The organism is Streptomyces sp. NPDC007907 (assembly GCF_042959365.1).
Classification (GTDB): domain Bacteria; phylum Actinomycetota; class Actinomycetes; order Streptomycetales; family Streptomycetaceae; genus Streptomyces; species Streptomyces indiaensis.
Genome location: NZ_JBIBKR010000003.1, coordinates 864,315 through 889,161 on the forward strand (window position 1 = coordinate 864,315; position 24,847 = coordinate 889,161).

The following is a 24,847-nucleotide window of genomic DNA, read 5'->3' on the forward strand; positions in this document are numbered from 1 at the left end:
TAGGGCATTTTCCGGCCTGATGCAGCACCAGCCTGCCGAGGCGTCCGGGGGCCTCCCGGTCGTCGGGCCGGGCTCGTCTCACGCCGCGTCGAGCTCACACTCGGCCCAGATGACCTTGCCCTCGGGCAGGTAGCGGGTCCCCCAGCTCTGCGACAGCTGCGCGACCAGGAACAGGCCACGCCCGCCCTCGTCGGTACTGGCCGCGCGGCGCAGGTGCGGCGCGGTGTTGCTGGCGTCGGAGACCTCGCAGATCAGGGTCCGGCCGTAGAGGAGCCGCACGCGGATGGGCGCGGCGCCGTGCCGGACGGCGTTGGTGATCAGCTCGCTGAGGATCAGCTCCGCGGCGAACGCGGTCTCGTCGAGCCCCCGGTCGGACAGCCACCGCACGGCGGCCGCCCGGACCTCGCCGACGAGGGCCGGGTCGGCGGTCAGCTCCCAGGAGGCGATCCGGCCGGGGTCCAGGGCGTGGACACGGGCGACGAGCAGGGCGATGTCGTCGTGCGGGTGCGCGGGCGCCACGGTGTCCAGGACGACCTGGCAGGTCTCCTCGGGGGGGCGCTCGGGACGGGCCAGGGCCTGGCGCAGCTGCTCCAGGACCACGTCGACGTCACGGTGCCGGTCCTCGATGAGCCCGTCGGTGTACAGCACCAGCTGGCTGCCCTCGGAAAGGTCGACCTCGACGGCGTCGAAGGGCAGGCCCCCGAGCCCGAGCGGCGGCCCGGCCGGCAGGTCGGGGTAGGTCACGGTGCCGTCGGGGCGGACGAGCGCGGGGGGCGGATGACCGGCGCGGGCCATCAGGCACCGCTGGTCCGCCGGGTCGTAGACGGCGTAGAGGCACGTCGCGCCGATGACGCCGACGCCCTGGCCGTCGGGGTCCTCCCGGTCGAGGCGGCCCACGAGATTGTCCAGGTGGGTGAGGACCTCGTCCGGCGGGAAGTCCAGCTCGGCGAAGCTGCGGGCCGCGGTGCGCAGCCGGCCCATGGTGGCCGCGGAGAGCATGCCGTGGCCGACGACGTCCCCGACCAGGAGACCGATGCGCGCGCCGGGCAGGGGGATGACGTCGTACCAGTCGCCGCCCACGTCCGACTCGGCCGGCAGGTAGCGGTGGGCGACCTCGACGGCGTCCTGGTCGGGCAGGCCGTGCGGGAGGAGCCGGCGCTGGAGGGCCAGGACCATGGTGCGTTCGTGGGTGTAGCGCCGGGCGTTGTCGATGGACAGGGCGGCGCGGGAGGCGAGTTCCTGGGCGAGGGAGCGGTCGTCGTCGCCGAAGACGCCGCTCGAGCGGTAGAAGGTGGCGACACCCAGGACGACACCGCGGGCGAGCAGGGGCACCGCGATGAGGGAGTGCACGTGGGCCAGCAGGCGTGCGGTGTATTCGGGGTCCTGGGCGAGCCAGCCCGCGGCGGCCCTCAAGTCCGGTTCCAGCACGGCCTCGCGGCTGCCGAGGCAGCGCAGCTGGGGCGTGGCGGGACCGAAGCCGATGCGCTTGCCGGGCGGGGTGAAGGGCAGGCCCTCGCGGACGCCGTGGACGACCGTGCGGCGCAGGTCGGCGAGCGGGTCGGCGGCCTCCTCGCCGCGCAGCACGGCGTCGGGCAGGTCGATGGTGATGAAGTCGGCCAGTCCGGGGACCGCGGTCTCGGCCAGTTCCTCGGCGGTGCGGCGCACGTCCAGGGTGGTGCCGATGCGGGTGCTGGCCTCGGACAGCAGCTCCAGACGCCGGCGCGCGGCGAGGGCGTAGGCCCCGACCTGCGGCTCCCCCAGCATCACCAGCCCCCGGGCCGCGACGGCGTCCTCGGGCTGCCCGCCCGCGGCGTGCCCGCCGCCACCGGCCGCGAGGGCTCCACCGGGCTCGGAATCGCTGCGGACCTCGACGGCCGCGACGGCGGCACCGGGCTCGGCCGGACCCTGCCCGTCCGTTGCGCCGGGCCCCACCGCCGCGCCGTCCGAGCGGGCCGTCACGGCCGGGGCAGGGGAAGCATCGAGGTGCCCGGTCGGCAGGGTGAGCGCCGCGGGCGTGGCGGACAGCGGGACCGCGGGGGCGGTGAGGCCGGACGGCTCGTCCGTCTGGCGCGGTATCACGCGCGGTTCCCCCGCGGGCAAGCCGGGCAGCACGGCCTCGATGGCGATGCCCCGCACCCCGGATCCGCTCGACACCGGGCGGCTCACCAGCGTCACCCGCCGGCCGTCGGGCAGGGTCACCTCGATCGCGCCATGCTGCGCGCCGGCGATCAGCTCGGCGGCCCGTTCCTGGAGGATCTCCTGGTCACGGGGAGGGAATGCGTTCGCCAGGGCGTCCAACGCCACGCCGCGGTGCGGACCGGCGGTCCCCGCTCCGGTGGCCAGGTACGTCCGCAGCAGGGCCTGTTCGCGCGCGGAACTCTGCCCGAGGAGCCGTCGTTCGATGCCCGCGGCGGCCCGGCGGATGGCGACGCCCAGCGCGGGCCGGTCGACGGAGCGGGGGTATCCGAAGCACAGGACGCCTTCGATGCGGCCGCTGAGCGGGTCCCTCACGGGCATCGCGACGCAGGCGTTCTGCTGGGAGCGCTCGGCGAAGTGCTCGGCGCCGTGGACACGGATGAGCTGCCGCTCCGCCAGGGCGAGCCCGATGCCGTTGGTGCCGGCGACCCGCTCGGCGAACACGAATCCCGGGACGACCTGGAGGTCCGGCAGGCTCCGGGTCATCGCCGGGTCCCCGAAGCGGCGCAGCAGGACCGTCCCTTCGGCGTCGGCGACCGAGATGTTGACCTGGCTGCCGGCGAACGTGGACTGCAGCCGGTCGAGCACCGGCTCGGCGGCCCGGACGATACGTCCGCCCGGATCGAAGTCCTCCCGGTAGGGCAGGTCGAACGTGTCCGGCGACAACCCCAGGGCCCGGCAGCGCCGCCACGAGTTCAGGATGGACGTCCGCACGCCCGTTTCGACGGGCTCGCCCTGGAAGAAGAGCTCACGCAGACTGGCGGGTCCCGTGCCGTCCGTCGCACGTCCCGCCGGCCTGGGTTCCTCGCCGGACCGGACCACGCTTCGCCTCACTTGTGCCCGCGGAAATCCGCAGCTCGGGAAGAGAATCTGGCATTGATGAGAATACGGGCATTACGGGCGGGCGTCACGGCATGCCGGGGGTATACGGGGCCGTGACCGAGGGCAGGGCGGCGCCGCCGTGCTCACCCCAGGAAGCTCAGGCGCACCTTGCGTTCCGGATTGTCCTTGTTGGTGTCCACCAGGCACACCGACTGCCAGGTGCCGAGCTCCAGCCGGCCGCCCAGCACGGGCAGGGTGGCGTGCGGCGGGACGAGGGCGGGCAGCACGTGGTCGCGGCCGTGGCCGGGGCTGCCGTGCCGGTGCTGCCAGCGGTCGTCGGCGGGCAGCAGGGTGTGCAGGGCGGCCAGGAGGTCGTCGTCGCTGCCCGCGCCGGTCTCCAGGACGGCGATGCCGGCCGTCGCATGCGGCACGAAGACATTGAGGAGGCCGTCCCGGCCGGCAGCCGCCTCACGCAGGAAGGACTCACAGTCCCCGGTGATGTCGAGGACCCGCTCCGCGGCACCGGTGCTGACGTTCAGGACTCGGGTGGTGAAGACATCTGACATGCCCCCATCCTGGCGCACGCGCCGGGCCGCCCCGTGCCGGGCTCCGCGTCGGCGCGCCCTGCCACCCGCCCGGGACTCCCGCCCGCCGGGCAGGGGCCGGGGGCGTCACGGCCTGGTGACGACCGAGCCGTCGTAGACGTTGCCGGGGGTCGCGACCGCGGTGACCGCCCGGGCGAGCAGGGTCGGGGCCGCCTGACCGTCGGCGACGACGTCCGCGCTGATCATGATCACCAGCGTGAGCCGGGATCGCCTTTCGACCCCCGACGGAGAAGGCCACTCGATCGGAGCCACGAACCGGTCACGGCCGCCCCGACGGGAAGTCCGGCACGGGAAGATCCACGACCCCGCACCGGTTAGTAGAAATGTGAACAACTCACGCGAGGTCGACGTGGTCGTCATAGGCGCGGGTCAGGCCGGTCTGGCCGCCGCCCATCACCTGCGGCGGTCGGGTTTCGAGCCGGACCGCGACTTCGTCGTGCTGGACCACTCCCCCGGCCCCGGCGGCGCCTGGCAGTTCCGCTGGCCGTCGCTGACGTACGGCAAGGTGCACGGGATGCACGCGCTGCCGGGCATGGAACTCACGGACGCGGACCCGCTGCGGCCGTCCGCCGAGGTGATCGGTGAGTACTTCGCCCGCTACGAGCGCACCTTCGACCTGCGGGTCAGGCGCCCGGTGGACGTGCGGACCGTGCGCGAGGGGTCCGGCGGGAGGCTGCTCGTGGAGACCTCGGACGGCGCGTGGTCGACGCGGGCGCTGATCAACGCGACCGGCACCTGGGACCGGCCGTTCTGGCCGCGCTATCCGGGCCAGGAGACGTTCCGGGGGCGGCAGTTGCACACCGCGCAGTACCCCGGCCCCGAGGAGTTCGCCGGGCGGCGGGTCGTGGTGGTGGGCGGCGGCGCCTCGGGGACCCAGCACCTGCTGGAGATCGCCTCGTACGCGGCGGCCACCACCTGGGTGACGCGGCGCCCGCCCGTCTTCCGTGAGGGGCCCTTCGACGAGGAGGCGGGCCGCGCGGCGGTCGCGCTCGTCGAGGAACGGGTACGGCAGGGCCTGCCGCCCCGCAGCGTCGTCTCGGTCACCGGGCTGCCGCTCAACGCCGCGATCAGGCAGGGCATCGAGGACGGGGTGCTCGACCGGCAGCCGATGTTCGACCGGATCACACCCACCGGCGTGGAGTGGGTCGACGGGCGTCACATCGACGCCGACGTCATCCTCTGGGCCACCGGCTTCCGCGCCGCCATCGACCACCTCGCCCCGCTCCGGCTGCGCGCCCCCGGCGGCGGCATCCGCATGGAAGGCACGCACGCGGCGGCCGACCCGCGCGTCCACCTCGTCGGCTACGGCCCCTCGGCCAGCACCATCGGAGCCAACCGGGCCGGACGCGCGGCGGTACGGGACATCAGACGACTGCTGGAGCGGGAACCGGCCGCGGCGTGACACGGGCGGACACCGGGCGGTCACCCGGCTGCCGGTGCCCCGCTCTTCTTGCTCAGTGCGTTGAACTCGGCGACGTTGCGCTGGTGTTGCTGGTAGTCCGCCGTGAAACGGGTGTCGCCCGGCCGGACCGTGACGAAGTACAGCCAGTCGCCCGCGGGCGGGTTGACGGCCGCGCGCATGGCCTCCTCGCCCGGGCTGTCGATCGGCGTGGGCGGCAGGCCCATGCGCTGGTACGAGTTGTAGGGGCTGTCGATCCTGGTGTCGCCCTCCGTCGTACGGAGCGTGGAGCGGTTGAGGGCGTAGTTGATGGTGGAGTCCATCTGCAGGGGCATGCCGCGCTCGAGGCGGTTGAAGATGACCCGGGCCACCTTGCCCATGTCGGCCCTGGTGGCCGCCTCCGCCTGGACGATGCTCGCGATGGTGACGGCCTGGTACACGTTCATGGCGTTGCGCTGCGCCCCTGCGGCGATGGGCGCGCCGTTGAACTTCTGGTTCGCGGTGTCGACCATCAGCGCCAGGAGCTTCTCCGGCGTGGCCTTCTCCGGGAGCGGATACGTGGCCGGGAAGAGATAGCCCTCCGGGTTGCCCTCGGCGTCGTTCGGCAGTTTCAGCGCGGCCTTGTCCAGGGACTTCTTCGTACTGCCGGCGGGCAGGGCGAGGGCCTTGTCGACAGCCGCGTAGACCTGGCTCGCGCGCCATCCCTCGGGGATGGCCAGGGTCGTGGGCCGGCTCTCCTCCTCGGTCCCCAGGGTCAGCAGCGGCACCGCCACGGCGGTACCGACCACGACGGCTCCGGTCGCGACGAGGACGATGCGGCCCCGACGCGTCAGTCGAATCGCGCTCCGTGGCGGAGTGTTCTTCTGCATGCGGGCACGGTAACCCGCATATCGTCACAAACCCGGCATATTTTCATCTTGTCGGCTCCAGTTGGGCGTCCCGGCGTACCAGTGCCGCGTACCGGCCGCCCTCCTCCAGGAGTTCCTCGTGCGTGCCGCGTTCGACCGCGCGGCCCGAGTCGAGGACCACGATCTGGTCGGCGCCGCGCACGGTCGACAGCCGGTGGGCGATGGTGAGGGTGGTGCGATTGGCCGACAGGGCGTCGATGGCGTCCTGGACGGCCGCCTCGGTCCGGGTGTCCAGCGCGCTGGTGGCCTCGTCGAGGATGAGGACCGGCGGGTCGCGCAGGATGGTGCGGGCGATGGCCAGTCGCTGCTTCTCACCGCCGGAGAAGCGGTGGCCGCGCTCGCCGACGACGGTGTCGTAGCCGTCGGGCAGGGCCGCGATGTGGTCGTGGATCTGCGCCGCCTTCGCCGCCTGGTGCAACTCCTCGTCGGTGGCGTCGGGCTTGGCGAAGCGCAGGTTGTCGGCGACCGAGGCGTGGAAGAGGTACGTCTCCTGCGACACGACGCCGACCGCGCGCGCGAGGGTGTCGAAGTCGAGGTCGCGGACGTCGGTCCCGTCGAGGGTGACGCGGCCGCCGGTGACGTCGTAGAGCCGGGGCACCAGGTAGCCGAGGGTGGACTTGCCGGCGCCGGTGGAGCCGACGAGGGCGAGGCTGCTGCCCGCCGGGACGGTGAGGTCGATGCCGTCGAGGACCGGGCCGTCCTTGCCGTCGTAGCCGAACGAGACGTTCTCGAAGCGGACCTCGCCCTTGATGCGGTCGAGGCGCACCGGGTCGGGGCGTTCGGTGATGTCGATCGGCAGGTCGAGGTACTCGAAGATGCGCTGGAAGAGGGCGAGCGAGGTCTGGATCTGCACACCGGTCGACAGCAGGCTCACGGCCGGACGGAACAGGCCCTGCTGGAGCGAGACGAAGGCGACGATCGTGCCGATGGAGACGGCGGGGCCGCCCAGTTGGAGGGCCATGCCGGCGGTCCAGTAGATGACCGCCGGCAGGGCGGCCATGACGATGGTGATGACGGCCATGCGCCACCGGCCGGCCATGTTCGACCGGACCTCCAGGTCGACGAGCTCCTCGGACTCCTCGGCGAAGGACTTGGTCAGCGAGTCCGAGCGGCCCATCGTGCGGCCGAGCAGGATGCCGCTCACGGAGAGCGACTCCGTGACGGTGGCGGCCATGGCGGCCATCTGCTTCTGGCGCTGGGTGGTGATCTTGCGCCGTTCGTTGCCGACGCGGCGGCTGATCCAGACGAACACCGGCAGCAACAGCAGCGAGACGACCGTCAGGCGCCAGTCGAGGGCGATCATCGCGACGATAGTGGCGACCACGCTGGTGACGTTGGAGACCAGTGAAGTCGCGGTCGAGGTGACGGTCGCCTGCATGCCGCCGATGTCGTTGGCGATGCGGGACTGCACCTCGCCCGTGCGGGTGCGCGTGAAGAAGGCGAGGGACATGCGCTGGAGCCGGCCGTAGACGGCGGTGCGCAGGTCGTGCATGACGCGCTGTCCGACCGTCGTCGAGATCAGGGTCTGCAGGACGCCGAAGACGCTGGTGAGGACGGCGCTGAGGATCATGCCGAGGGCGAGCAGGCTCAGCAGCCCCGTGCGCCCCTCGGGGATCGCGACGTCGAGGATCTCCTTCAGCAGGAAGGGCGTGGCGACCGAGACCAGGGACGCGGCGCCGACCAGCAGGCCGACGATCGCGAGGCGGCCCCGGTAGGGGCGGAAGAGGCCGAGGATGCGGCGGACCTGCCGGGGCTGCTCCTTCGAGTCGGCCGGTGGGGTCCAGGGGGCTTCACGGTCGGGATGCATGGGCTCCTACGAGGGATGCGGCGGATCGGATCACAGCTCATTGTTACCTATACTCACAATGAACGGCATCCTGATATTGTTCCCGCATGACCACGCCCGATCCCGACGGTCTGCTCGCCGAGCAGTTGCTGCGGCTCACCCGCCGGGTGCACCGCATCCAGAAACGGCATCTGGAGCACCGCGAGCTGGGCATCACCCCGGCCCAGTCCCGGCTGCTGCGCACGCTGGCGCACTGGGGCTCGCCGCCGCGCATGGCCGATCTGGCGGAGCGTCTCGAAGTCGTGCCGCGTGCTGTGACGACGCTGGTCGACGCTCTGGAGGCGGGCGGCAAGGTACGGCGGGTCCCGGACCCGGCGAACCGGCGGGTGATCCGCATCGAGCTCACGGACGACGGCCGGGCCGCACTGCGCGAGCTGCGGGCGGCCCGCAGGTCGGCCGCGGAGGAGATCCTCGCTCCGCTGACGGGTGATCAGCGCGAGGCTTTGGGCGGCTTGTTGAACACGCTGATCGACGGGACGCCTGCGCAGTCCTGCTGAGGGGCCGGATCGCGGAGCGGGCCGTGACCGTCGCCCCTTGTGCGGGAGCGAGGGCCACGGCCCGCTTTCGCCGATTCCTCAACCGGACTCGGGCGCGGGCTCCTTGAGCTCTTCGAGTCCCTGGACTTCTGCGCCGGGACGGCCGACGCGAGGGCCTCCGAGCCGAACTTGCGCTCGGTGCCCTTCAGTTCCCCGTCGCTCCTCTCTTCACCGTCGTCCGGCGGCGAGACGTCCTCCCCGTCGAGTGTCCGCTCGGCCCGGTCGAGGTCCAGGGCCCCCTCCCAGCGGGACACCGCGAAGACGGCGTGGAGGCGATGCCGAGCGCGAGCAGCATCTCCTAGCGGTGCGACGAGGCCTAGGCCGCCAGGTCCGCCCGGTCGCCCATCACCACCACGGGACGCTGTCGCGGGTCGAGCGTGCGCAGCAGGTACCTCATCGCCGGCTCGGACACGCTGACGCAGGCCGACGTGCCGCTGCCGTGGTCCATGTGCAGCCAGATCCCGCCGCCCTTCTTCCGGCCCTCGGGGCGGGTCGGGTCGTTCGGCGGGGTGCCCTTGACGCGGTTGTAGTCGATGGCGATGACGTAGTCGAAGTCGTGCCAGTGCGACTTGGCCCACCAGCGCGGGGCGGCGAAGGCGGCGGAGCGGGTGTACGGGAGCCCGGAGCCCGGGTCCGGCAGTACGCCGCCGGCGTCGCTGAGGGTGAACACGCCGACGGGGCTGCGGTCGTCGTCCTCGTGGTGGTCGGTGGTCCACCCCTTCTTGCCGTTGTGCCCGGCCCAGTCGCGCTCCCGCTGCCAGGTCGAGCCGTGCTTGGTGTACAGGACGACCGTGGAGTCGGCGGAGTCCTTCCCCTCGCCGTAGACCGCGACGACCTGGCGGGAGCCGGACGGGATGCGGCGCTGGAGCCGGTCGCCTACGCCGGGGATGCGGGTCGGATCGGCCGTGGCCGCGGGGGTGCGGGTCACTGGGCGCGCGGTGTCCGTCCCGCCGCCGCCCTCCACGCCGCCGCAGGCGGACAGAGCCGTCAGGAAAGAGGCGACGACCGCCGTCGCGGCCACCGCTCGTCGTACGCCACCACTGTGCATCGCTCCATCGTCGCACCGCGCTCCGGGCGACGGCGGACCGAGGTCGCACGCAAGGCGGCCGGTTCGGCCCGGTTGCCGGCCGACTCGCGCACGCAGGACGGTCTGTTGCCCCGGCCGTCGGGCGGTGGCGCAGGGCGGAGCGCCTGTTCCCCCGGTCGTCGGGCGGTGGCTCAAGGCGGACGACCGGTTCCGTGCGGTGGACGGCCGGTTCCGTTCGGTGGACGGAAAACCGGTTGCCCGTGACCACGCGGCGAGGCGAACCTGTCACGGTTTGCTGCCTCCGCCGGACCCCCATCCCCCCTGACACGAGCCGCTGGGACGTCATGCAGATCCAAGACCTTCCGTATCCCGACCCGGGCGTCCCGGACGCGCGTTCGGGTCCTCGATTCCTGTGGTGGCTCTTCCGCAATCAGCTGGGCGGTCAGCTCAAGTCGCTGAGCTGGGGGCTGCTGCACTTCGCCTCCGTCGCCGCCCTGCCGTTCTGTGTGGGGGTCGCCGTGCAGGCCGTCGTCGACCGTTCCGGCTCCCGGCTCGCCCTGGCGGGCGGCCTGCTGGCACTGGCCTGCGTCGGCAACGCGGTCGGTGACACCTTCCTGCACCGCACCGCCATCACCAACTGGATCACCGCGGCTGCCCGCGTCCAGCAACTGCTCGCCCGCAAGGCCGCCCATCTGGGCGCGGCGCTGACCCGGCGGGTCGCGGCCGGTGAGGTGGTGGCGGTGTCGACGGGCGACGTCGAGAAGATCGGCTGGTTCGTGGAGGCCCTGTCCCGCTTCACCGCGGCCCTGGTCACCATCGTGCTGGTCTGCGTCGGCCTGCTCGTCTACCAGCCGGCGCTCGGCGTGGTCGTCGCCGTGGGGCTGCCCGCGCTGGCACTCGCCGTACTGCCGCTCCTGCCCCGCGCCACGAAGCGCGCCGACACCCAGCGCGAGAAGGCCGGCCGCGCCACCGAACTGGCCTCGGACACCGTCGCGGGCCTGCGTGTGCTGCGCGGCATCGGCGGCGAGGAGCTGTTCCTCGACCGCTACCGCAGTGCCTCCCAGGAGGTCCGTCACGCGGCCGTGCGCAGCGCCCGGATGTGGTCCCTGATCTCCGCGATCCAGGTGCTGCTGCCCGGGCTGCTGCTCATCGCCGTCGTCTGGCACGGGGTGGGGCTGGCGCGCGAGGGCCGGATCACCGTCGGCGAACTGGTCACCGTCTACAGCTCGGTCATGGTCCTCACCTACCCGCTGCGGCACTTCGAGGAGATCGCCATGGCGTACTCCTTCTCGCGGCCCTCCGCCAAGCGGGCCGCGGGAGTGCTGTCGCTTCAGCGGCCCACCGACACCGCGGGTTCGCGCGCGGGCGAGGTGCCCTCGGGCGATCTGTACGACCCGCAGACCGGGCTGCTCGCGCCCGCCGGCCGGTTCACGGCCGTGGTGTGCGGGGACCCCGACGCGGCGGGCCTGCTGGCGGAACGGCTGGGCGGACACCCGTCCCAGCAGGGCGCCTCGGTGCTGCTCGGCGGGGTACCGCTCGACGAACTCCCGCTGGAGAGCGCCCGAACGGCCGTCCTCGTCCAGGACAAGGACCCGGTGCTGCTGTCCGGGACGCTGCGCGAGCTGCTCGACGTCCCCGCGTCGGGCGCCGTCCGGCCCCGCGAGGCGCTGGCCGCCGCGCAGTGCGACGACGTGCTGGCGGCGCTGATGCAGGGCTCGCTGGACGCGGCCGACCCGATGGACGCCCGGATCACCGAACGCGGCCGGTCCCTGTCCGGCGGTCAGCGTCAGCGGCTCGCGCTCGCCCGGTCGCTGATCACGGACCCCGAGGCGCTCGTCCTGGACGAGCCGACCTCGGCCGTCGACTCGCACACCGAGGCACGGATCGCGCAAGGCGTACGGGAGTTGCGCGCGGGGCGCACGACCGTGGTGTTCACCGCCTCCCCGCTGCTGCTGGACCGCGCCGACCGGGTGGTGTTCCTGCACGACGGCGAGGCCGTGGCGGTCGGCGCCCACCGCGAACTGGTGCGTTCCGAGCCCCGCTACCGGGCGGTGGTCACGCGCGAGACGGACGAAGAGGCCGCACTGGACGGCTCCGTCGCCCTGAACGACGTACTGCACGAACTGGAAGAGATCGAGGAGAAGGCATGATCGGCGTCGCGCCACCGGCGTACGACCCGGCGGCCCCGACGACGGCGAACACCCTGCCGGTCGGCGCCCCCGCGACCGTGCGCGCCTACGTGGCCGAACTGCTGCGCCGGCACCGGCGGGCGTTCCTGCTGCTGGTCGGCGTCAACACGATCGCCGTGATCGCCTCGATGGCCGGTCCCTGGCTGCTGGGCGGACTGGTGGAACGGGTGTCCGACGGGTCCCAGGAGCTGCGGCTGGAACTGACCGCCGGGCTCTTCGTGGCCGCGCTGACCGTGCAGGCCGTGTTCGTCCGGCAGGTGCGGCTGCGCGGAGCGATGCTGGGCGAGCGGATGCTGGCCGACCTGCGCGAGGACTTCCTCGTCCGGTCGGTCGGGCTGCCGCCCGGCGTGCTGGAGCGGGCCGGGACCGGCGACCTGCTGTCCCGCATCACCACGGACATCGACCGCCTCGGCAACGCCATGCGCGAGGCCGTGCCGCAACTGTCCATCGGCGTGGTGTGGGTGGTCCTGCTGATGGGCGGGCTGGTGGTCACGGCGCCGCCGCTGGCGCTCGCCGTGCTGCTCGCCCTGCCGCTGCTGATCGCCGGCTGCCGCTGGTACTTCCGGCGGGCGCCCTCGGCCTACCGCTCCGAGGCCGCCGGGTACGCCGCCGTCGCCGCCGCGCTCGCCGAGACCGTGGACGCCGGGCGCACCGTCGAGGCCCACCGCCTCGGCGCGCGCCGCGTCGCGCTGTCGGAGCGCCGGATCCGGGAGTGGACGGCCTGGGAGCGGTACACCCTCTGGCTGCGTTCGGTGCTCTTCCCGGCCATCAACGTCACCCACGTGACCGTGCTCGCCTCGGTCCTGCTGGTCGGCGGTGTGTTCGCCCTGCACGGATGGATCGACGTGGGCCAGCTGACCACCGGCGCTCTGATCGCGCAGATGCTGGTCGACCCGGTGGGCATGATCCTGCGGTGGTACGACGAGCTGCAGGTGGCCCAGGTGTCGCTGGCCCGGCTCGTCGGGGTCCGGGACATCGAGCCGGACGCCGGGGATCCGACGGTGAGCCCCGAGGGACGCCATGTCCAGGCCGACCGGGTGCACTTCGGCTACCTGGAGGGCGTGGACGTCCTGCGCAAGGTGTCCCTGGAGGTCGCCCCCGGCACCCGGCTGGCCCTGGTCGGCCCGTCGGGCGCGGGCAAGTCCACGCTGGGCCGGCTGCTCGCCGGGATCTACGCGCCCCGGGACGGCAGGATCAGCCTGGGCGGCGCCGAGCTGTCGCGGATGCCCGCCGAACACGTCCGCGCCCATGTCGCGCTGGTCAACCAGGAGCACCACGTCTTCGTGGGCTCCCTGCGCGACAACCTGCGGCTCGCACGGACCGGCGCCGTGGACGCCGAGCTGTGGGCGGCGCTGGGCGCGGTCGACGCCGACGGCTGGGCCCGGGCGCTGGAGGACGGCCTGGACACCGAGGTCGGCTCGGGCGGTCTGACGCTCACCCCGGCCCAGGCCCAGCAGATCGCGCTGGCCCGCCTGGTGCTGGCCGACCCGCACACGCTGGTCCTGGACGAGGCGACGTCCCTGCTCGACCCGCGCGCCGCCCGCAACCTGGAACGGTCCCTGGCCCGGGTCCTCGACGGCCGCACCGTCGTCGCCATCGCCCACCGGCTGCACACGGCCCACGACGCGGACGTCATCGCCGTCGTCGAAAGCGGCCGGATCAGCGAGCTGGGCAGCCATGACGAGCTGGTCGCGGCGGACGGGGCGTACGCGGCGCTGTGGAGGTCGTGGCACGGCTGAGCGCCTCGTGGCACCGGACGGCCGCCCGCCCACGAGGCGGGCAGCCGTGTCCTTGGCGTTGCGCGGTCCCGAGCCGGGGTGGAAGGCTGGAATCAGGCACCGGCTCGGGGAACGTCCGGGAACCAGCGGATCGGGCGGCGCCAGTGCTCCGTGCGGCGGCGGCCCGGCGCGGGCCCCGTGAGAGCGGGCTCGCCCCACCCCCTGGAGGTACCCGTGAACAGCTCCGACGGCTGGGGAGACGACGTCTACCAGCCGGACCAGGACGAGCAGAGGGAGGACACGGGGCTGCTCGACGCCGAGGACACCCTGGAGTACGACGGCGTCGACGATCCCCTGGACCGCGGCTGGTCCCCTCCCGAACGGCCCTGGGCCGTCGAGCACCTCGGCGTGACCGCGGCCGAGCGGCAGCGGGGCGAGACGCTGGACCAGCGGCTCTCCGAGGAGCTGCCGGATGCCCCGGCTCCCGACGGCGACGGCCTCGGGGACTGCGCGGGCTCCGACGGGGAACTCCTGGACAACGAGGTCGGCGCCGCGCGCTCCGGCCGGCTCGTGGCGCCCGACGAGGGTGCCCACGAGGACGAGGAGGAGGCGCTGGTCGCCATGGACGTGGGCATCGACGGCGCCGCCGCGTCGGCCGAGGAGGCCGCCGTGCACATCGTCGACGAGGACACCCTGTCCGGCTGATCGCAGAACCGGCCCGAGCCGTTCGAGGAGCATCCATGCAGCAGGACAAGCACCCCGACTACCACCCCGTCGTCTTCCGTGACCGCGCCGCCGGGTACGCGTTCCTCACCCGGTCCACCGCGACCAGCGACCAGACGATCGAGTGGGACGACGGCGAGACCTACCCGGTCGTGGACGTGGAGATCTCCTCGGAGAGCCACCCCTTCTACACGGGCAAGGCCCGCACGGTGGACTCGGAGGGCCGGGTCGCCGCGTTCGAGCGCCGCTACGGCGGCGGCTGAGGCTGCCAGGGGCTCCTGGCTGCTCCTAGGGTGTTCCTGGATCGGGGTGCTCCTGGGTGCTCCTGGGTGCTCCTGGTGAGCGGAGGTCCGGGGCGGGGCTCAGATGAAGTTGAGCGCCGCCGCGCAGCCCACCCCGCCGAGCAGCATGAACACCGGCATCAGCACCTTCAGCTCGACCCAGCTGCCCGCCCGGAACCGCAGGGCCTTCGGCGGCCCCACCGGGTACCAGCGCTTGCGGCCGACCGGGATGGGCCACAGGATCGGGCAGCCGGACACGGTGAGCGCGTCCCCGATGTCGTGGACGATCGCGCCCAGCACCACGGGCAGCCCCAGCCACAGGTACTCCTGGCCCGGTGCCGTGAACAGCCAGTCCGCGCCGTTGCCCGGCTTGTCCAGAACACCGGCGAGGATCCACGCGGTCGTCGCGGCCAGCAGCCACACCAGGACGTCGCTGCTGGAGCCGCGCGCCGCCCGCCACAGCAGGCCCTCGATGGCGAGGACCAGGTGCACGAAGAGGAGCGCGAGCACCCCCCAGCGGTCACTGGTGATCGCCACGACCGAGGTGCCCGCACCGATCAGGACCGCCCACAGCCAGGTGTGCGTCAGGGTGCGGTGCCCACCGGAGCGACGCGGGTCGCCCTGCTTCTTGGTGGCCTTGTAGACGGCGTACGACAGCTTGTCCACGATCTCGCACAGCCAGCGCGACAGCGGTCCGAAGGACCGGGAGATGGTGGCCGCCTTGTGGTCCAGGTCCGGGGCCAGGGCGGCTCCGGCGCAGATCAGGGCGCCGACGAGGAGGACCGGCCAGGGCATCGGGTGCCCGGCCGCAGCGGCGGCCGCGCCGACGCCGAGCCAGGCGGCGGCTCCCGACAGTGAGTGTGCTGGTCCCATCATGGCCGCTGCCCGCCCCATTCATCGTGTGCCGCTGTCCAGTTGACCGGGCGCGCTGACGTCCCGTCGGCGCCCCAGCGTAGCGTTCGTGATCTTCGGGCCCCCAGCCGATTCCCGCATCGGGCACCGGGCCAGGCAAGATGGGGGCGTGACCCTCATCGATCAGCTGCCGCGGACCCCCGACCCCGACGCCCTGTACGAAGCCTTCGAGTCGTGGGCCGGCGAGCGGGGTCTCACGCTCTACCCCCACCAGGAGGAGGCGCTGATCGAGGTGGTCTCCGGCGCGAACGTGATCGTGTCGACGCCCACCGGTTCCGGCAAGAGCATGATCGCCGCGGGCGCGCACTTCGCGGCCCTCGCCCGTGACGAGGTCACCTTCTACACCGCGCCGATCAAGGCCCTGGTGTCGGAGAAGTTCTTCGAACTGTGCAAGATCTTCGGCACCGAGAACGTCGGCATGCTGACCGGTGACGCGTCGGTCAACGCCGACGCGCCCGTCATCTGCTGCACCGCCGAGGTGCTCGCGTCGATCGCGCTGCGCGACGGCAAGGACGCGGATGTCGGCCAGGTCGTGATGGACGAGTTCCACTTCTACGCCGAGGGCGACCGCGGCTGGGCGTGGCAGATCCCGATCCTGGAGCTGCCGCAGGCGCAGTTCGTGCTGATGTCGGCGACGCTCGGCGACGTCTCCTTCTTCGAGAAGGACCTCACCCGCCGCACCGGCCGCCCCACGGCGGTGGTCCGCTCGGCGACCCGCCCCGTGCCGCTGTCCTACGAGTACCGCTACACGCCGCTCACCGAGACCCTGACCGATCTGCTCTCCGCCCGGCAGGCCCCCGTCTACATCGTGCACTTCACGCAGGCGCAGGCCGTGGAGCGTGCGCAGGCGCTGATGAGCATCAACATGTGCTCGAAGGAGGAGAAGGAGCAGATCGCCGAGCTGATCGGCAACTTCCGCTTCACCACCAAGTTCGGCCGCAACCTCTCCCGTTACGTCCGGCACGGCATCGGTGTGCACCATGCCGGCATGCTGCCCAAGTACCGGCGTCTGGTGGAGAAGCTCGCGCAGGCCGGTCTGCTGAAGGTCATCTGCGGCACCGACACCCTCGGCGTGGGCGTCAACGTCCCCATCCGCACCGTGCTGTTCACGGCCCTGACCAAGTACGACGGCACCCGCGTCCGCACGTTGCGCGCCCGGGAGTTCCACCAGATCGCGGGCCGCGCCGGGCGGGCCGGGTACGACACGGAGGGCTTCGTCGTCGCGCAGGCGCCCGAGCACGTCGTCGAGAACGAGAAGGCCCTCGCCAAGGCGGGCGACGACCCGAAGAAGCGCCGCAAGGTCGTCCGCAAGAAGGCCCCCGAGGGCTTCGTCGCCTGGTCGGAGCAGACCTTCGAGAAGCTCATCGGCTCCGAGCCGGAGCCGCTGACGTCCCGGTTCCGCGTGACGCACACGATGCTGCTGTCGGTGATCGCCCGCCCCGGCAACGCCTTCGAGGCGATGCGCCGGCTGCTGGAGGACAACCACGAGCCGCGCAAGCAGCAGCTGCGGCACATCCGCCGGGCCATCGCGATCTACCGCTCGCTGCTGGACGGCGGCATCGTCGAGAAGCTCGACCAGCCGGACGCGGAGGGCCGCATCGTCCGTCTCACGGTCGACCTCCAGCAGGACTTCGCCCTCAACCAGCCGCTGTCCACGTTCGCCCTCGCCGCCTTCGAGCTGCTCGATCCCGAGTCGCCGTCGTACGCGCTGGACATGGTGTCCGTCGTGGAGTCCACGCTCGACGACCCGCGGCAGATCCTCGCCGCCCAGCAGAACAAGGCGCGCGGCGAGGCCGTGGCCCAGATGAAGGCGGACGGGGTGGAGTACGAGGAGCGCATGGAGCGCCTCCAGGACATCACATACCCCAAGCCCTTGGAGGAACTGCTCTTCCACGCGTACAACACGTACCGCAAGAGCCACCCCTGGGTCGGCGACCATCCGCTGTCGCCGAAGTCGGTCATCCGTGACATGTACGAACGAGCTTTGTCCTTCACCGAGTTGGTGTCCCACTACGAGCTGGCCCGCACCGAGGGCATCGTGCTGCGCTACCTCGCCAGCGCCTACAAGGCCCTCGACCACACCGTCCCCGACGACCTCAAGTCCGAGGACCTCCAGGACCTGATCGCCTGGCTGGGCGAGATGGTGCGCCAGGTCGACTCCAGCCTGCTGGACGAGTGGGAGCAGCTCGCCAACCCGGCGGAGATGACCGCCGAGGAGGCCCAGGAGAAGGCCGACGAGGTCAAGCCGGTCACCGCCAACGCGCGCGCCTTCCGCGTCCTGGTCCGCAACGCCATGTTCCGCCGCGTGGAGCTCGCCGCCCTCGACCAGGTCGGCGAACTGGGCGAGATGGACGCCGAGTCGGGCTGGGACGCCGACGCGTGGGGTGAGGCGATGGACAAGTACTGGGACGAGTACGAGGATCTCGGCACCGGCCCCGACGCCCGAGGCCCCAAGCTGCTGCTCATCGAGGAGGAGCCGGAGAACGCCCTGTGGCGGGTCCGGCAGATCTTCCACGACCCGAACGGCGACCACGACTGGGGCATCAGCGCGGAGGTCGACCTCACCGCCTCGGACGCCGAGGGCCGCGCGGTGGTCCGCGTGAGCGACGTCGGCCAGCTGTGACGGGCCGGGCAGCAGCGAGCACAGGAGAATCCCACCCATGACGACGAACCCGGCCGAGAGGCTCGTCGATCTGCTCGACCTGGAGCAGATCGAGGTCAACATCTTCCGCGGCCGCAGCCCGCAGGAGTCCCTGCAGCGGGTCTTCGGCGGGCAGGTGGCGGGGCAGGCGCTGGTCGCCGCCGGCCGCACCACGGAGGGCGACCGTCCCGTGCACTCGCTGCACGCGTACTTCCTGCGCCCGGGCATCCCGGGCGTGCCGATCGTCTACCAGGTCGAGCACGTGCGGGACGGCCGGTCGTTCACCACCCGCCGGGTCACGGCCGTGCAGCAGGGCCGCACGATCTTCAACCTGACCGCCTCCTTCCACAAGCCTGAGGCGGGCAGCTTCGAGCACCAGCTGCCACCGGCCCGCACGGTCCAGGACCCGGAGTCCCTGCCCACGGTCACGGACGAGATCCGGGAACACCTGGGAGCGCTGCCCGAGCAGCTGGAGCGGATGGCCCGCCGCCAGCCCTTCGACATCCGCTACGTGGACCGGCTGCGCTGGACCGCCGAGGAGGTCCGGGACGCCGATCCGCGCAGCGCCGTGTGGATGCGCGCGGTCGGGCCGCTCGGCGACGATCCGCTCGTGCACACCTGCGCCCTCACCTACGCCAGCGACATGACCCTCCTGGACGCCGTGCGCATCCCGGTCGAGCCGCTGTGGGGCCCGCGCGGCTTCGACATGGCGTCCCTGGACCACGCCATGTGGTTCCACCGCCCGTTCCGCGCGGACGACTGGCTCCTCTACGACCAGGAGTCGCCGATCGCGGTCGGCGGCCGTGGCCTGGCCCGGGGCCGGATCTACGACCGTGAGGGCCGTCTCGTCGTGTCCGTGGTGCAGGAGGGGCTCTTCCGGAAGCTGGGCTGATCCGGCGCTGCGCCACCGGGACCCTCCTGGCCGGGCTCCGATCGCGCCCCCGACCGGATCCGGCGACCATGGCAGGGACCGGCACCGCCGACGTCGCACGCCCGCCGATACGGGAGGTGACCACGCTGCACACCGTGCTCCCCGTCGTGTTCGCGATCTGCGCGGCCTCCAGCAACGCCGTCGCGACCGTGCTGCAACGCAAGGCGGCACTGACCGTGCCGGCCTCCCAAGGGCTGCGGGCCGGGCTGATCGTCGATCTGCTGCGCCGGCCGGTGTGGCTGGCCGGCATCCTCGCGGTGATCGGCGCCGCCGTCTGCCAGGCGCTGGCGCTGGCCACCGGGCCGCTGACGATCGTGCAGCCGCTGTTCGTGCTGGAGCTGCCGCTCACCCTGATCGTCGCCTCCCTGCTGATGCACCGGCACCTGCCGGGCAGGGGCTGGCTGGCCGTCACGGTGGTGGTCGTCGGTCTGGCGATCGCGCTCGCCGCCGCCTCCCCCGCCGGCAACCGCACCCATGTGGCGCTGGACCGATGGATCCCCGCGCTCGCCGTGTGCGCGGGGGCGGTGGTCGCCCTCGCCGTCACGGCCCTCCGGCGCTCGGAGGGCCGGGCCCGAGCGGCCTGTCTGGGTGCCGCGACGGCGATCAGCTACGCGGTGACGGCCGCGCTGATGAAGGCCGCCACCCACATCCTCGACGAGCAGGGCCTCGTGGGCTTCCTCACCGCCTGGCAGACCTACGCCTTCGCCGCCACCGGCGTCTGCGCGCTGTTCCTGCTGGAGAACGCCATGCAGGCCGGCCCGCTGGTCGCCTCGCAGCCCGCGCTCACCCTCGGCGACGCCCTGGTGAGCCTCGCCCTCGGCATCACGCTGTACGAGGAGACCATCCGCTCCGGGTGGTGGCTGCTCCCCCAGCTGCTCGGCGTCGCACTGATCGCCACGGGGGTCTTCGCACTGGCGCGGATCCCGTTCACGCAGTCGCTGGTGGCTCCCGATGAGGAACGCGAGACGGCGGCGGCACCCTAGAACCCGGGCGAAGGCGGTCCACCGAAGGCCTTCGCACGCTCGCCGCCGGGGCGCCGGCTGGCCCGCGACTCCATGGATGCCTTGGCCGGCCGGGGCACGCGCCGGTCAGCCGTTCCCGAGGGCGTGAGTCAGGCCGTCGCTTTGATGCGCCGCCCCGCGGTCACGGCCGCGCCCGCCAGCGCGGTCGCCAGGGCGAGCCTGCGCAGCGCGGTGCGCCGACGCCCGCCCCAGCCGCCGTGGATCGCGCCCTCGCCGGGTGCCGGTACGTGCAGCGCGCCGTGCGTGGCGGGAGCGTCCTCGTCGTGGTCCAGGTGGGCCCTGTCCGTCTGCCGGGCCATGGCCCGCTCCGCGAGCGCGGGCGCCATCCGGGCCTGGCGGACCAGCGCGCGGCCCGCCGGGCCCACCACGACCTCGCGACGCGGGCGGCGCACGAGCGCCACGACCGCGTCGGCGACGCGCTCCGGCGTGTACACGGGGGGCATCGCCACCACCTTGTGCCCCGTGTAGTTGGCCGCCTGCTGGAAGTGCGGCGTGTCGATGGTCGCGGGCAGCACCGTGCACACGTCGATCCCCTTCACGCCTTCCACACGCAACTGCTGCCGCAGACCGGAGCCCAGCGCCCGGATGGCGTGCTTGGACATGCCGTACGGGTGGCTGTAGGGCTGGGCGACGGCCCCCACGATGGACGAGATGTTGATCAGTGTGCCCGAACCCTGCTCCCGCATCACCGGCAGCGCCGCCCGGGTGCCGTACACGCACCCCATGACGTTGACGTCCAGGACCTTGCGGAAGTCCTCCAACGGCACGTCCTCGAATCGGCCGAAGGCGTTCACCGCGGCGTTGTTGACCCAGACGTCGATCCGGCCGAACTCCTGCACCGTGCGCCGCGCCAGGTCCTCGACCGCCTTCACGTCACTCACGTCGGTCGGCACGACCAGCGTCCGCGCCCCCCGGTGCTTCGCGCACTCCTCGGCCGCCGTCCGCAACGCCTCCTCACGGCGCGCCGCCAGCACCACGGCGCAGCCTTTGCGGGCGAACGCCTGCGCCGTGGCCCGTCCGATCCCGCTGGACGCTCCGGTCACCACCACCACGTGATCCCGCAGCCGCATGCCGCACCTCCTCAGGTCTGTGCGGGCCGGGCGCCTGGTGCCCGCCTCCGCGGAAGGCCGGGTACCCCCGCCGCGCGCGTCGGCACGGGCTCGGAGAGCGCAGGTTTCCCGACATGCCCGATGACACCGGGGCACGGTCTGACGGCCGACGCGCTCCGACTGTCCCCTGCCGGTCCGCGCCCCCGGCGCGGCCGGGTCACCGTTCCGGCTGGCATCGCGGACACCACACCGTGCCCCGTCCCGCCATGCGGGACCTGCGCAGTTGCGTGCCGCACCGTGGGCATCTCGGGTCACGGTCGTCGCGGTGGCCGGTGAGCCAGGAGTCACGTGGCGGCACGCACCCGGCGGTGACGGAGGAGCGCAGGGTGCGGCGCATCTCGCCGTAAAGGCGCCGGCGGTCCTCCTCGGACAGGTCACGCGCTCCCCGGTCGGGACGCAGCCGAGCCCGCCAGAGGATCTCGTCGGCGAGCAGATTGCCGAGTCCGGCCACCACGGACTGGTCGGTGAGAGCCGTTTTGAGACGCCCGCGGCGTGCCGAGAGCACCTGCTCGAACTCCGCACGGTCCACGGCCAGCGCATCGGGCCCCTGCCCCTTCAGCAGCCGGTCGATGTCGGACTCGTCGTGGGCCAGCCAGAGCCCCTGCAGTTTGCGCTGGTCTCGGAAGCGCAGCTGCCGGCCGCCGCCCAGGGTGAACAGGACGCGGTCATGGGGCTCGACGGGATCGTCGGCGTGCCCGCAGACCAGCCGCCCGGTCATGCCGAAGTGCAGGACGAGGGTGGGGCCCCCGGTGCGGGCGAGCAGCCACTTGCCGCGCCGCTCCGGCGTGCCGAAGCGCCGCCCTTCGAGCGCGTCCCTCAGACGCCGGGTGTCGACACCGTGCAGGACGCCCGGGTCGCGCACCTCGACGCGGCGGATGATGCGCCCCTTGGCGCACGACTCGAGGACCTGCCGGAAGCCCTCGACGTCGGGAAGCTCGGGCACGACCGGCGCGTCAGGTCTGCTGGAGCACGGAGAGCACGTTCCCCGCCGGGTCGGTGAACCAGGCGATCAGCGGGCCACCGCCGCGGAAGATGCCCTTGTCGTCCGTCTTGAGGTGGTCGTAGCGCTCGAAACGCACCCCTCTCCTGCCGAGCTCGTCGACCGCGGCCTCGATGTCGTCGACCGGGAAGTTGAGGATCGTGAAGGTCGCGGGCGTGTGGTCCGGCTTGGGGTAGACCAGGGTGTCCCGGTCACCCGCGAGGTGCAGGATCAGCATCCCGTTCTCCTCCGACACCCGGAGCCCGAGCGTGTCGGCGTAGAACGCCCTGGCCGCGTCGATGTCGTTCACCGAGAACCCGCTGAACGCCTTCGTCGTACCGAACATGGTCGCCTCCCGGACACAGTCTCGTCAGAGTCGGACCCCGGCGCATCCGGAACGTCCTCGGCCGGGCCGGCCTGCCTGTGGTGAAGCGGTGCCGTCGAGCTCACCGGGCGCGGCGCCGGCCTCTGCGGCGGAACCAGCGCAGCAGGCCGTGGCCGTGGTGAGGGGTGCAGCCGGAGGACGCGGGCCGCATCGCCGTCGGAGCCGGCACCGATGCCGGAGCCGGTGGTGATGTGAGGGGTGGTGAAGCCGGGGGCGGGGTCGGGGAAGGCGTCCCCGCCTCGGAGTGGTGTCGTCGGGCCGCTTCCATCGTGTGGGTCAGGTCCGCGCGGAACCAGGCCACCTCGTCCCGGTCCCTCGCGCTCATGATCCTCTCGGCCAGTTCGGCGGTGGGTGAACCAGGGGCGCCGTGCGCAGGGAGCGGGGGACGGCAGCGGGCCAGGCGGGCACGCTCGTGCGGGTCCTTGACGACGTCCCGCACATCGGCAGGGTCCAGGAGGGAGGCGAGCGCCGCCGCGCGTGCCCAGGGGTCGTCGCCCGCCTGCCGGGTGAGGAACCCGACGTGCCGCCCTCGCCAGTTGCGTGGCCGCCGGTCCATTCCGGCCTTCAGTCCTTGCCGGATCTCCGCGGGCGTGTGGCGGGCGGTCAGCAGCCGCGCGTTACTTCTTTCGGCCGCGAACTGCTTGAGTTCTTCGGCCAGATACAGCCAGACGACGGTCCGGTAGCGGTTCAGATAGAACGTCACCGGTACCAGCAGGCCGTAACGCGCGAGGCTCGTGAACCTGGTGGGCGCCACGTTGATGAGCCTGGCGCCTTCCGTGGTGCCGACCGTCGTGACGCGCTCGCGCAGGGCCTCCGGGAACCCCTCTGCGGAGCGCAGCCGGTCGATCTCGGCCCGTGCCACGCGCCGGCCCCCGCCCCCTTCGTCGGGAACGGTCCGGATGAGCCCCAGGTTCACGGCGAGGTCGAACTCGCGCCGCCTGAGCTCCAGTTCACGAGCGGCCCGGCTCGGGACGCAGGCGCGGCGGTCGGGCGTGGATGTGGTGCTGGTGCTGGTGCTGGTGCTGGTGCGTGCCATGGTCGGTCTCCCCCGTGGAGTCAGCGGCTGCCGGCATCGGCGAGCGCGGCGTGCGATCGCCGGATGCCGACGACCGTGGGCGATCACCGTTGTGCGATCGCCGTGAAAAAACCGTAGCCGCTTCGGCGGATCGCGTGGCGAGCCTGTGGATAACTCCGCGGGGGTGACGAACGTGCAGGTCAGAGGTCTGTGATCGGTTTCGGTTCGGGCTGACGCGCATCGACGTCGAGACGCTCGCCGACCCGGTTGACCAGCAGTGTCATCTCGTAGGCGATCTGGCCGATGTCGGCCTCCGCGCCGCTGAGGACGCACAGACAACTGCCCGTCCCGGCCGCGGTGACGAACAGCACCGCGTCATCGAACTCGATCATGGTCTGACGTACGCTGCCCGCGCCGAAGTGCCGCCCGGAGCCCTTCGCCAGACTGTGCAATCCGGACGACACGGCCGCGAGGTGCTCGGCGTCCTCGCGGCGCAGTCCGGTGCTCGCGCCGGTCACCAGGCCGTCGTTGGACAGGACCAGTGCGTGCCGCACTTCGTGGACGCGCTCGGTCAGGTCGTCCAGCAGCCAGTCGAGTCCCTGGTTCTGCGCCATCTTCCGATCTCCCCGTTTTCTCCCCGTGCGATTCCCCTCCTGGCCGGAGGATCTCCATCTCAGCCTTCACCACGACCGCGGCCGGGGCAAGGAGGGTGGGAGCCAAGGCAGAGAAGATGACCGACGCGCAATGGCGGGAGTTCGTCTCCCACGGCACGCGCACCGCGAGGCTCTCCACGGTCCGGGCCGACAGCAGCCCGCACGTGGCTCCGATCTGGTTTCTGCTGGACGGGGACGAGGTGGTGTTCAGCACCGGCAAGGACAGTGTGAAGGGGCGCAACCTGCTCCGGGACGACCGGACCGCCCTGTGCGTGGACGACGACCGGCCGCCGTGTTCCTTCGTGGTGGAGCCCCCTGCGCGGTCAGCCGACCGAGTCGAGCAGCCGGGCGGTGTGCATCCGCCCGGCGTACTCGACGAGCCGGATCAGCACCTCCTTCCCCGAGTCGCGGTCACGGGCGTCGCAGAGCACCACGGGCGTGCCCCGGTCGAGGTCGAGTGCGCGCGAGACGTCCGTGGCGCCGTGCCGCCGGGCGCCCGCGAAGCAGTTGACGGCCACGACGAACGGGATGTGCCGGTGCTCGAAGTAGTCGACCGCGGGGAAGCAGTCCTCCAGGCGGCGGGTGTCCGCGAGGACCACCGCGCCGAGTGCCCCTTGTGACAACTCGTCCCACAGGAACCAGAAGCGGTCCTGGCCCGGCGTGCCGAACAGATACAGGGAGAGGCCCGACCGGATGGTGATGCGCCCGAAGTCCATGGCGACGGTCGTGGTGGTCTTGTGGTCCACGCCGTCGGTGTCGTCCACCGACTGCCCTGCTTCGCTGAGGAGTTCCTCGGTGCGCAGCGGCCGGATCTCGCTGACGGCTCCCACCAGCGTGGTCTTGCCCACGCCGAATCCGCCGGCGACCAGAATCTTCAACGCCAGTGCGGCGGAGTCGCCGCCCGGGGCGTCGGAGTGCTCGGAGACCATTGATCACTTCTCTCAGGTGGT

21 protein-coding genes and 1 pseudogene are annotated in these 24,847 nt (G+C 72.5%); 10 read left to right on the plus strand and 12 right to left on the minus strand.

What is annotated here, in order from left to right; genetic code table 11:
* Positions 1–78 precede the first annotated feature (78 nt).
* Both ACFZDI_RS15355 and ACFZDI_RS15360 read right to left on the minus strand, forming a co-directional pair.
* Positions 79–3,018 (minus strand): SpoIIE family protein phosphatase, encoded by a 2,940-nt coding sequence (locus tag ACFZDI_RS15355; RefSeq protein WP_391250821.1) that lies wholly within the window; start codon positions 3,016–3,018, stop codon positions 79–81.
* A 143-nt stretch (positions 3,019–3,161) separates the two neighbouring features.
* Positions 3,162–3,584, minus strand: coding sequence for a YjbQ family protein (locus tag ACFZDI_RS15360; protein WP_234749552.1), 423 nt, complete (start codon positions 3,582–3,584; stop codon positions 3,162–3,164).
* 364 nt (positions 3,585–3,948) lie between these two features.
* Here ACFZDI_RS15360 and ACFZDI_RS15365 point away from each other — a divergent pair, with 364 nt between their 5' ends.
* Entirely contained in the window at positions 3,949–5,025 is a 1,077-nt protein-coding gene (locus ACFZDI_RS15365; protein WP_391250824.1) for an NAD(P)-binding domain-containing protein, read from the plus strand.
* Positions 5,026–5,045: 20 nt separating this feature from the next.
* Here ACFZDI_RS15365 and mltG read toward each other — a convergent pair whose 3' ends face one another.
* Together mltG and ACFZDI_RS15375 are read right to left on the minus strand one after the other, a co-directional pair.
* Entirely contained in the window at positions 5,046–5,891 is an 846-nt protein-coding gene (mltG, locus tag ACFZDI_RS15370; protein WP_234749548.1) for an endolytic transglycosylase MltG, read from the minus strand.
* A gap of 43 nt (positions 5,892–5,934) precedes the next feature.
* Complete coding sequence (locus ACFZDI_RS15375) at positions 5,935–7,737, minus strand: ABC transporter ATP-binding protein (protein WP_234749546.1); 1,803 nt, start codon at positions 7,735–7,737, stop codon at positions 5,935–5,937.
* A gap of 86 nt (positions 7,738–7,823) precedes the next feature.
* Between ACFZDI_RS15375 and ACFZDI_RS15380 the strand changes: the two genes are divergently transcribed.
* Positions 7,824–8,273, plus strand: a complete 450-nt coding sequence (locus ACFZDI_RS15380) for a MarR family transcriptional regulator (protein ID WP_391250827.1) — start codon at positions 7,824–7,826, stop codon at positions 8,271–8,273.
* Between the two features lie 355 nt (positions 8,274–8,628).
* On the opposite strand, the gene ACFZDI_RS15385 is transcribed toward ACFZDI_RS15380, so the two are convergent.
* Positions 8,629–9,360 carry a L,D-transpeptidase family protein gene (locus tag ACFZDI_RS15385; protein ID WP_391250829.1) on the minus strand — a complete coding sequence of 244 codons (732 nt, stop codon included), beginning with the start codon at positions 9,358–9,360 and terminating at the stop codon, positions 8,629–8,631.
* A 323-nt stretch (positions 9,361–9,683) separates the two neighbouring features.
* On the opposite strand from ACFZDI_RS15385, the gene ACFZDI_RS15390 reads away from it, so the two are divergent.
* The 4 genes from ACFZDI_RS15390 to ACFZDI_RS15405 all read left to right on the plus strand — a co-directional run bounded on the left by ACFZDI_RS15390 (position 9,684) and on the right by ACFZDI_RS15405 (position 14,232).
* Entirely contained in the window at positions 9,684–11,489 is a 1,806-nt protein-coding gene (locus tag ACFZDI_RS15390; protein ID WP_391250831.1) for an ABC transporter transmembrane domain-containing protein, read from the plus strand.
* Entirely contained in the window at positions 11,486–13,267 is a 1,782-nt protein-coding gene (locus tag ACFZDI_RS15395; protein ID WP_391250833.1) for an ABC transporter transmembrane domain-containing protein, read from the plus strand. Before ACFZDI_RS15390 ends, ACFZDI_RS15395 begins: the two co-directional genes overlap by 4 nt.
* A gap of 213 nt (positions 13,268–13,480) precedes the next feature.
* Positions 13,481–13,951 (plus strand): DUF5709 domain-containing protein, encoded by a 471-nt coding sequence (locus ACFZDI_RS15400; protein WP_391250835.1) that lies wholly within the window; start codon positions 13,481–13,483, stop codon positions 13,949–13,951.
* A 35-nt stretch (positions 13,952–13,986) separates the two neighbouring features.
* Positions 13,987–14,232 carry a type B 50S ribosomal protein L31 gene (locus ACFZDI_RS15405; protein ID WP_010040933.1) on the plus strand — a complete coding sequence of 82 codons (246 nt, stop codon included), beginning with the start codon at positions 13,987–13,989 and terminating at the stop codon, positions 14,230–14,232.
* Positions 14,233–14,331: 99 nt separating this feature from the next.
* On the opposite strand, the gene ACFZDI_RS15410 is transcribed toward ACFZDI_RS15405, so the two are convergent.
* Positions 14,332–15,126 (minus strand): metal-dependent hydrolase, encoded by a 795-nt coding sequence (locus tag ACFZDI_RS15410; RefSeq protein ID WP_234749533.1) that lies wholly within the window; start codon positions 15,124–15,126, stop codon positions 14,332–14,334.
* Between the two features lie 145 nt (positions 15,127–15,271).
* On the opposite strand from ACFZDI_RS15410, the gene ACFZDI_RS15415 reads away from it, so the two are divergent.
* From ACFZDI_RS15415 to ACFZDI_RS15425, 3 genes are all read left to right on the plus strand, one after another.
* A complete protein-coding gene (locus ACFZDI_RS15415) occupies positions 15,272–17,785 on the plus strand; it encodes an RNA helicase (protein WP_234749531.1) in 2,514 nt (837 codons plus the stop codon).
* 37 nt (positions 17,786–17,822) lie between these two features.
* Positions 17,823–18,695, plus strand: a complete 873-nt coding sequence (locus ACFZDI_RS15420) for an acyl-CoA thioesterase domain-containing protein (protein ID WP_391250839.1) — start codon at positions 17,823–17,825, stop codon at positions 18,693–18,695.
* A 125-nt stretch (positions 18,696–18,820) separates the two neighbouring features.
* Entirely contained in the window at positions 18,821–19,717 is an 897-nt protein-coding gene (locus ACFZDI_RS15425; RefSeq protein WP_391251131.1) for a DMT family transporter, read from the plus strand.
* Positions 19,718–19,845: 128 nt separating this feature from the next.
* Here the strand turns inward: ACFZDI_RS15425 and ACFZDI_RS15430 are convergent, their stop codons facing one another.
* From ACFZDI_RS15430 to ACFZDI_RS15450, 5 genes are all read right to left on the minus strand, one after another.
* A complete protein-coding gene (locus tag ACFZDI_RS15430; protein ID WP_391250841.1) occupies positions 19,846–20,826 on the minus strand; it encodes an SDR family oxidoreductase in 981 nt (326 codons plus the stop codon).
* Between the two features lie 196 nt (positions 20,827–21,022).
* Positions 21,023–21,808: an Fpg/Nei family DNA glycosylase gene (locus tag ACFZDI_RS15435; protein ID WP_234749522.1), complete on the minus strand. Its 786-nt coding sequence runs from the start codon at positions 21,806–21,808 to the stop codon at positions 21,023–21,025.
* A gap of 10 nt (positions 21,809–21,818) precedes the next feature.
* On the minus strand, positions 21,819–22,190 hold the full coding sequence (locus ACFZDI_RS15440; protein ID WP_234749521.1) for a VOC family protein: 372 nt from the start codon (positions 22,188–22,190) through the stop codon (positions 21,819–21,821).
* 100 nt (positions 22,191–22,290) lie between these two features.
* The gene (locus ACFZDI_RS15445) at positions 22,291–23,265 is read right to left on the minus strand and encodes a DUF6397 family protein (RefSeq protein WP_391250844.1); all 975 of its coding nucleotides are present in this window, start codon (positions 23,263–23,265) and stop codon (positions 22,291–22,293) included.
* A gap of 179 nt (positions 23,266–23,444) precedes the next feature.
* The gene (locus ACFZDI_RS15450) at positions 23,445–23,858 is read right to left on the minus strand and encodes a roadblock/LC7 domain-containing protein (RefSeq protein WP_234749518.1); all 414 of its coding nucleotides are present in this window, start codon (positions 23,856–23,858) and stop codon (positions 23,445–23,447) included.
* A gap of 116 nt (positions 23,859–23,974) precedes the next feature.
* Here ACFZDI_RS15450 and ACFZDI_RS15455 point away from each other — a divergent pair.
* A pseudogene (locus tag ACFZDI_RS15455) lies at positions 23,975–24,205 on the plus strand (pyridoxamine 5'-phosphate oxidase family protein); the annotation flags it as partial.
* 15 nt (positions 24,206–24,220) lie between these two features.
* Here ACFZDI_RS15455 and ACFZDI_RS15460 read toward each other — a convergent pair.
* A complete protein-coding gene (locus ACFZDI_RS15460) occupies positions 24,221–24,826 on the minus strand; it encodes an ATP/GTP-binding protein (RefSeq protein WP_234749516.1) in 606 nt (201 codons plus the stop codon).
* Between the last annotated feature and the right edge of the window lie 21 nt (positions 24,827–24,847).

Excerpts from the sequence above, each read along its gene's own strand:
- ACFZDI_RS15410 (WP_234749533.1), bottom strand. The coding sequence starts at position 15,126 with ATGATGGGACCAGCACACTCACTGTCGGGAGCCGCCGCCTGGCTCGGC.
- ACFZDI_RS15385 (WP_391250829.1), bottom strand. The coding sequence starts at position 9,360 with ATGCACAGTGGTGGCGTACGACGAGCGGTGGCCGCGACGGCGGTCGTC.
- ACFZDI_RS15390 (WP_391250831.1), top strand. The coding sequence starts at position 9,684 with ATGCAGATCCAAGACCTTCCGTATCCCGACCCGGGCGTCCCGGACGCG.
- ACFZDI_RS15430 (WP_391250841.1), bottom strand. The coding sequence starts at position 20,826 with ATGCGGCTGCGGGATCACGTGGTGGTGGTGACCGGAGCGTCCAGCGGG.
- ACFZDI_RS15440 (WP_234749521.1), bottom strand. The coding sequence starts at position 22,190 with ATGTTCGGTACGACGAAGGCGTTCAGCGGGTTCTCGGTGAACGACATC.
- ACFZDI_RS15375 (WP_234749546.1), bottom strand. The coding sequence starts at position 7,737 with ATGCATCCCGACCGTGAAGCCCCCTGGACCCCACCGGCCGACTCGAAG.
- ACFZDI_RS15405 (WP_010040933.1), top strand. The coding sequence starts at position 13,987 with ATGCAGCAGGACAAGCACCCCGACTACCACCCCGTCGTCTTCCGTGAC.
- ACFZDI_RS15380 (WP_391250827.1), top strand. The coding sequence starts at position 7,824 with ATGACCACGCCCGATCCCGACGGTCTGCTCGCCGAGCAGTTGCTGCGG.
- ACFZDI_RS15360 (WP_234749552.1), bottom strand. The coding sequence starts at position 3,584 with ATGTCAGATGTCTTCACCACCCGAGTCCTGAACGTCAGCACCGGTGCC.
- ACFZDI_RS15395 (WP_391250833.1), top strand. The coding sequence starts at position 11,486 with ATGATCGGCGTCGCGCCACCGGCGTACGACCCGGCGGCCCCGACGACG.
- ACFZDI_RS15420 (WP_391250839.1), top strand. The coding sequence starts at position 17,823 with ATGACGACGAACCCGGCCGAGAGGCTCGTCGATCTGCTCGACCTGGAG.
- mltG (WP_234749548.1), bottom strand. The coding sequence starts at position 5,891 with ATGCAGAAGAACACTCCGCCACGGAGCGCGATTCGACTGACGCGTCGG.
- ACFZDI_RS15450 (WP_234749518.1), bottom strand. The coding sequence starts at position 23,858 with ATGGCGCAGAACCAGGGACTCGACTGGCTGCTGGACGACCTGACCGAG.
- ACFZDI_RS15460 (WP_234749516.1), bottom strand. The coding sequence starts at position 24,826 with ATGGTCTCCGAGCACTCCGACGCCCCGGGCGGCGACTCCGCCGCACTG.
- ACFZDI_RS15445 (WP_391250844.1), bottom strand. The coding sequence starts at position 23,265 with ATGGCACGCACCAGCACCAGCACCAGCACCAGCACCACATCCACGCCC.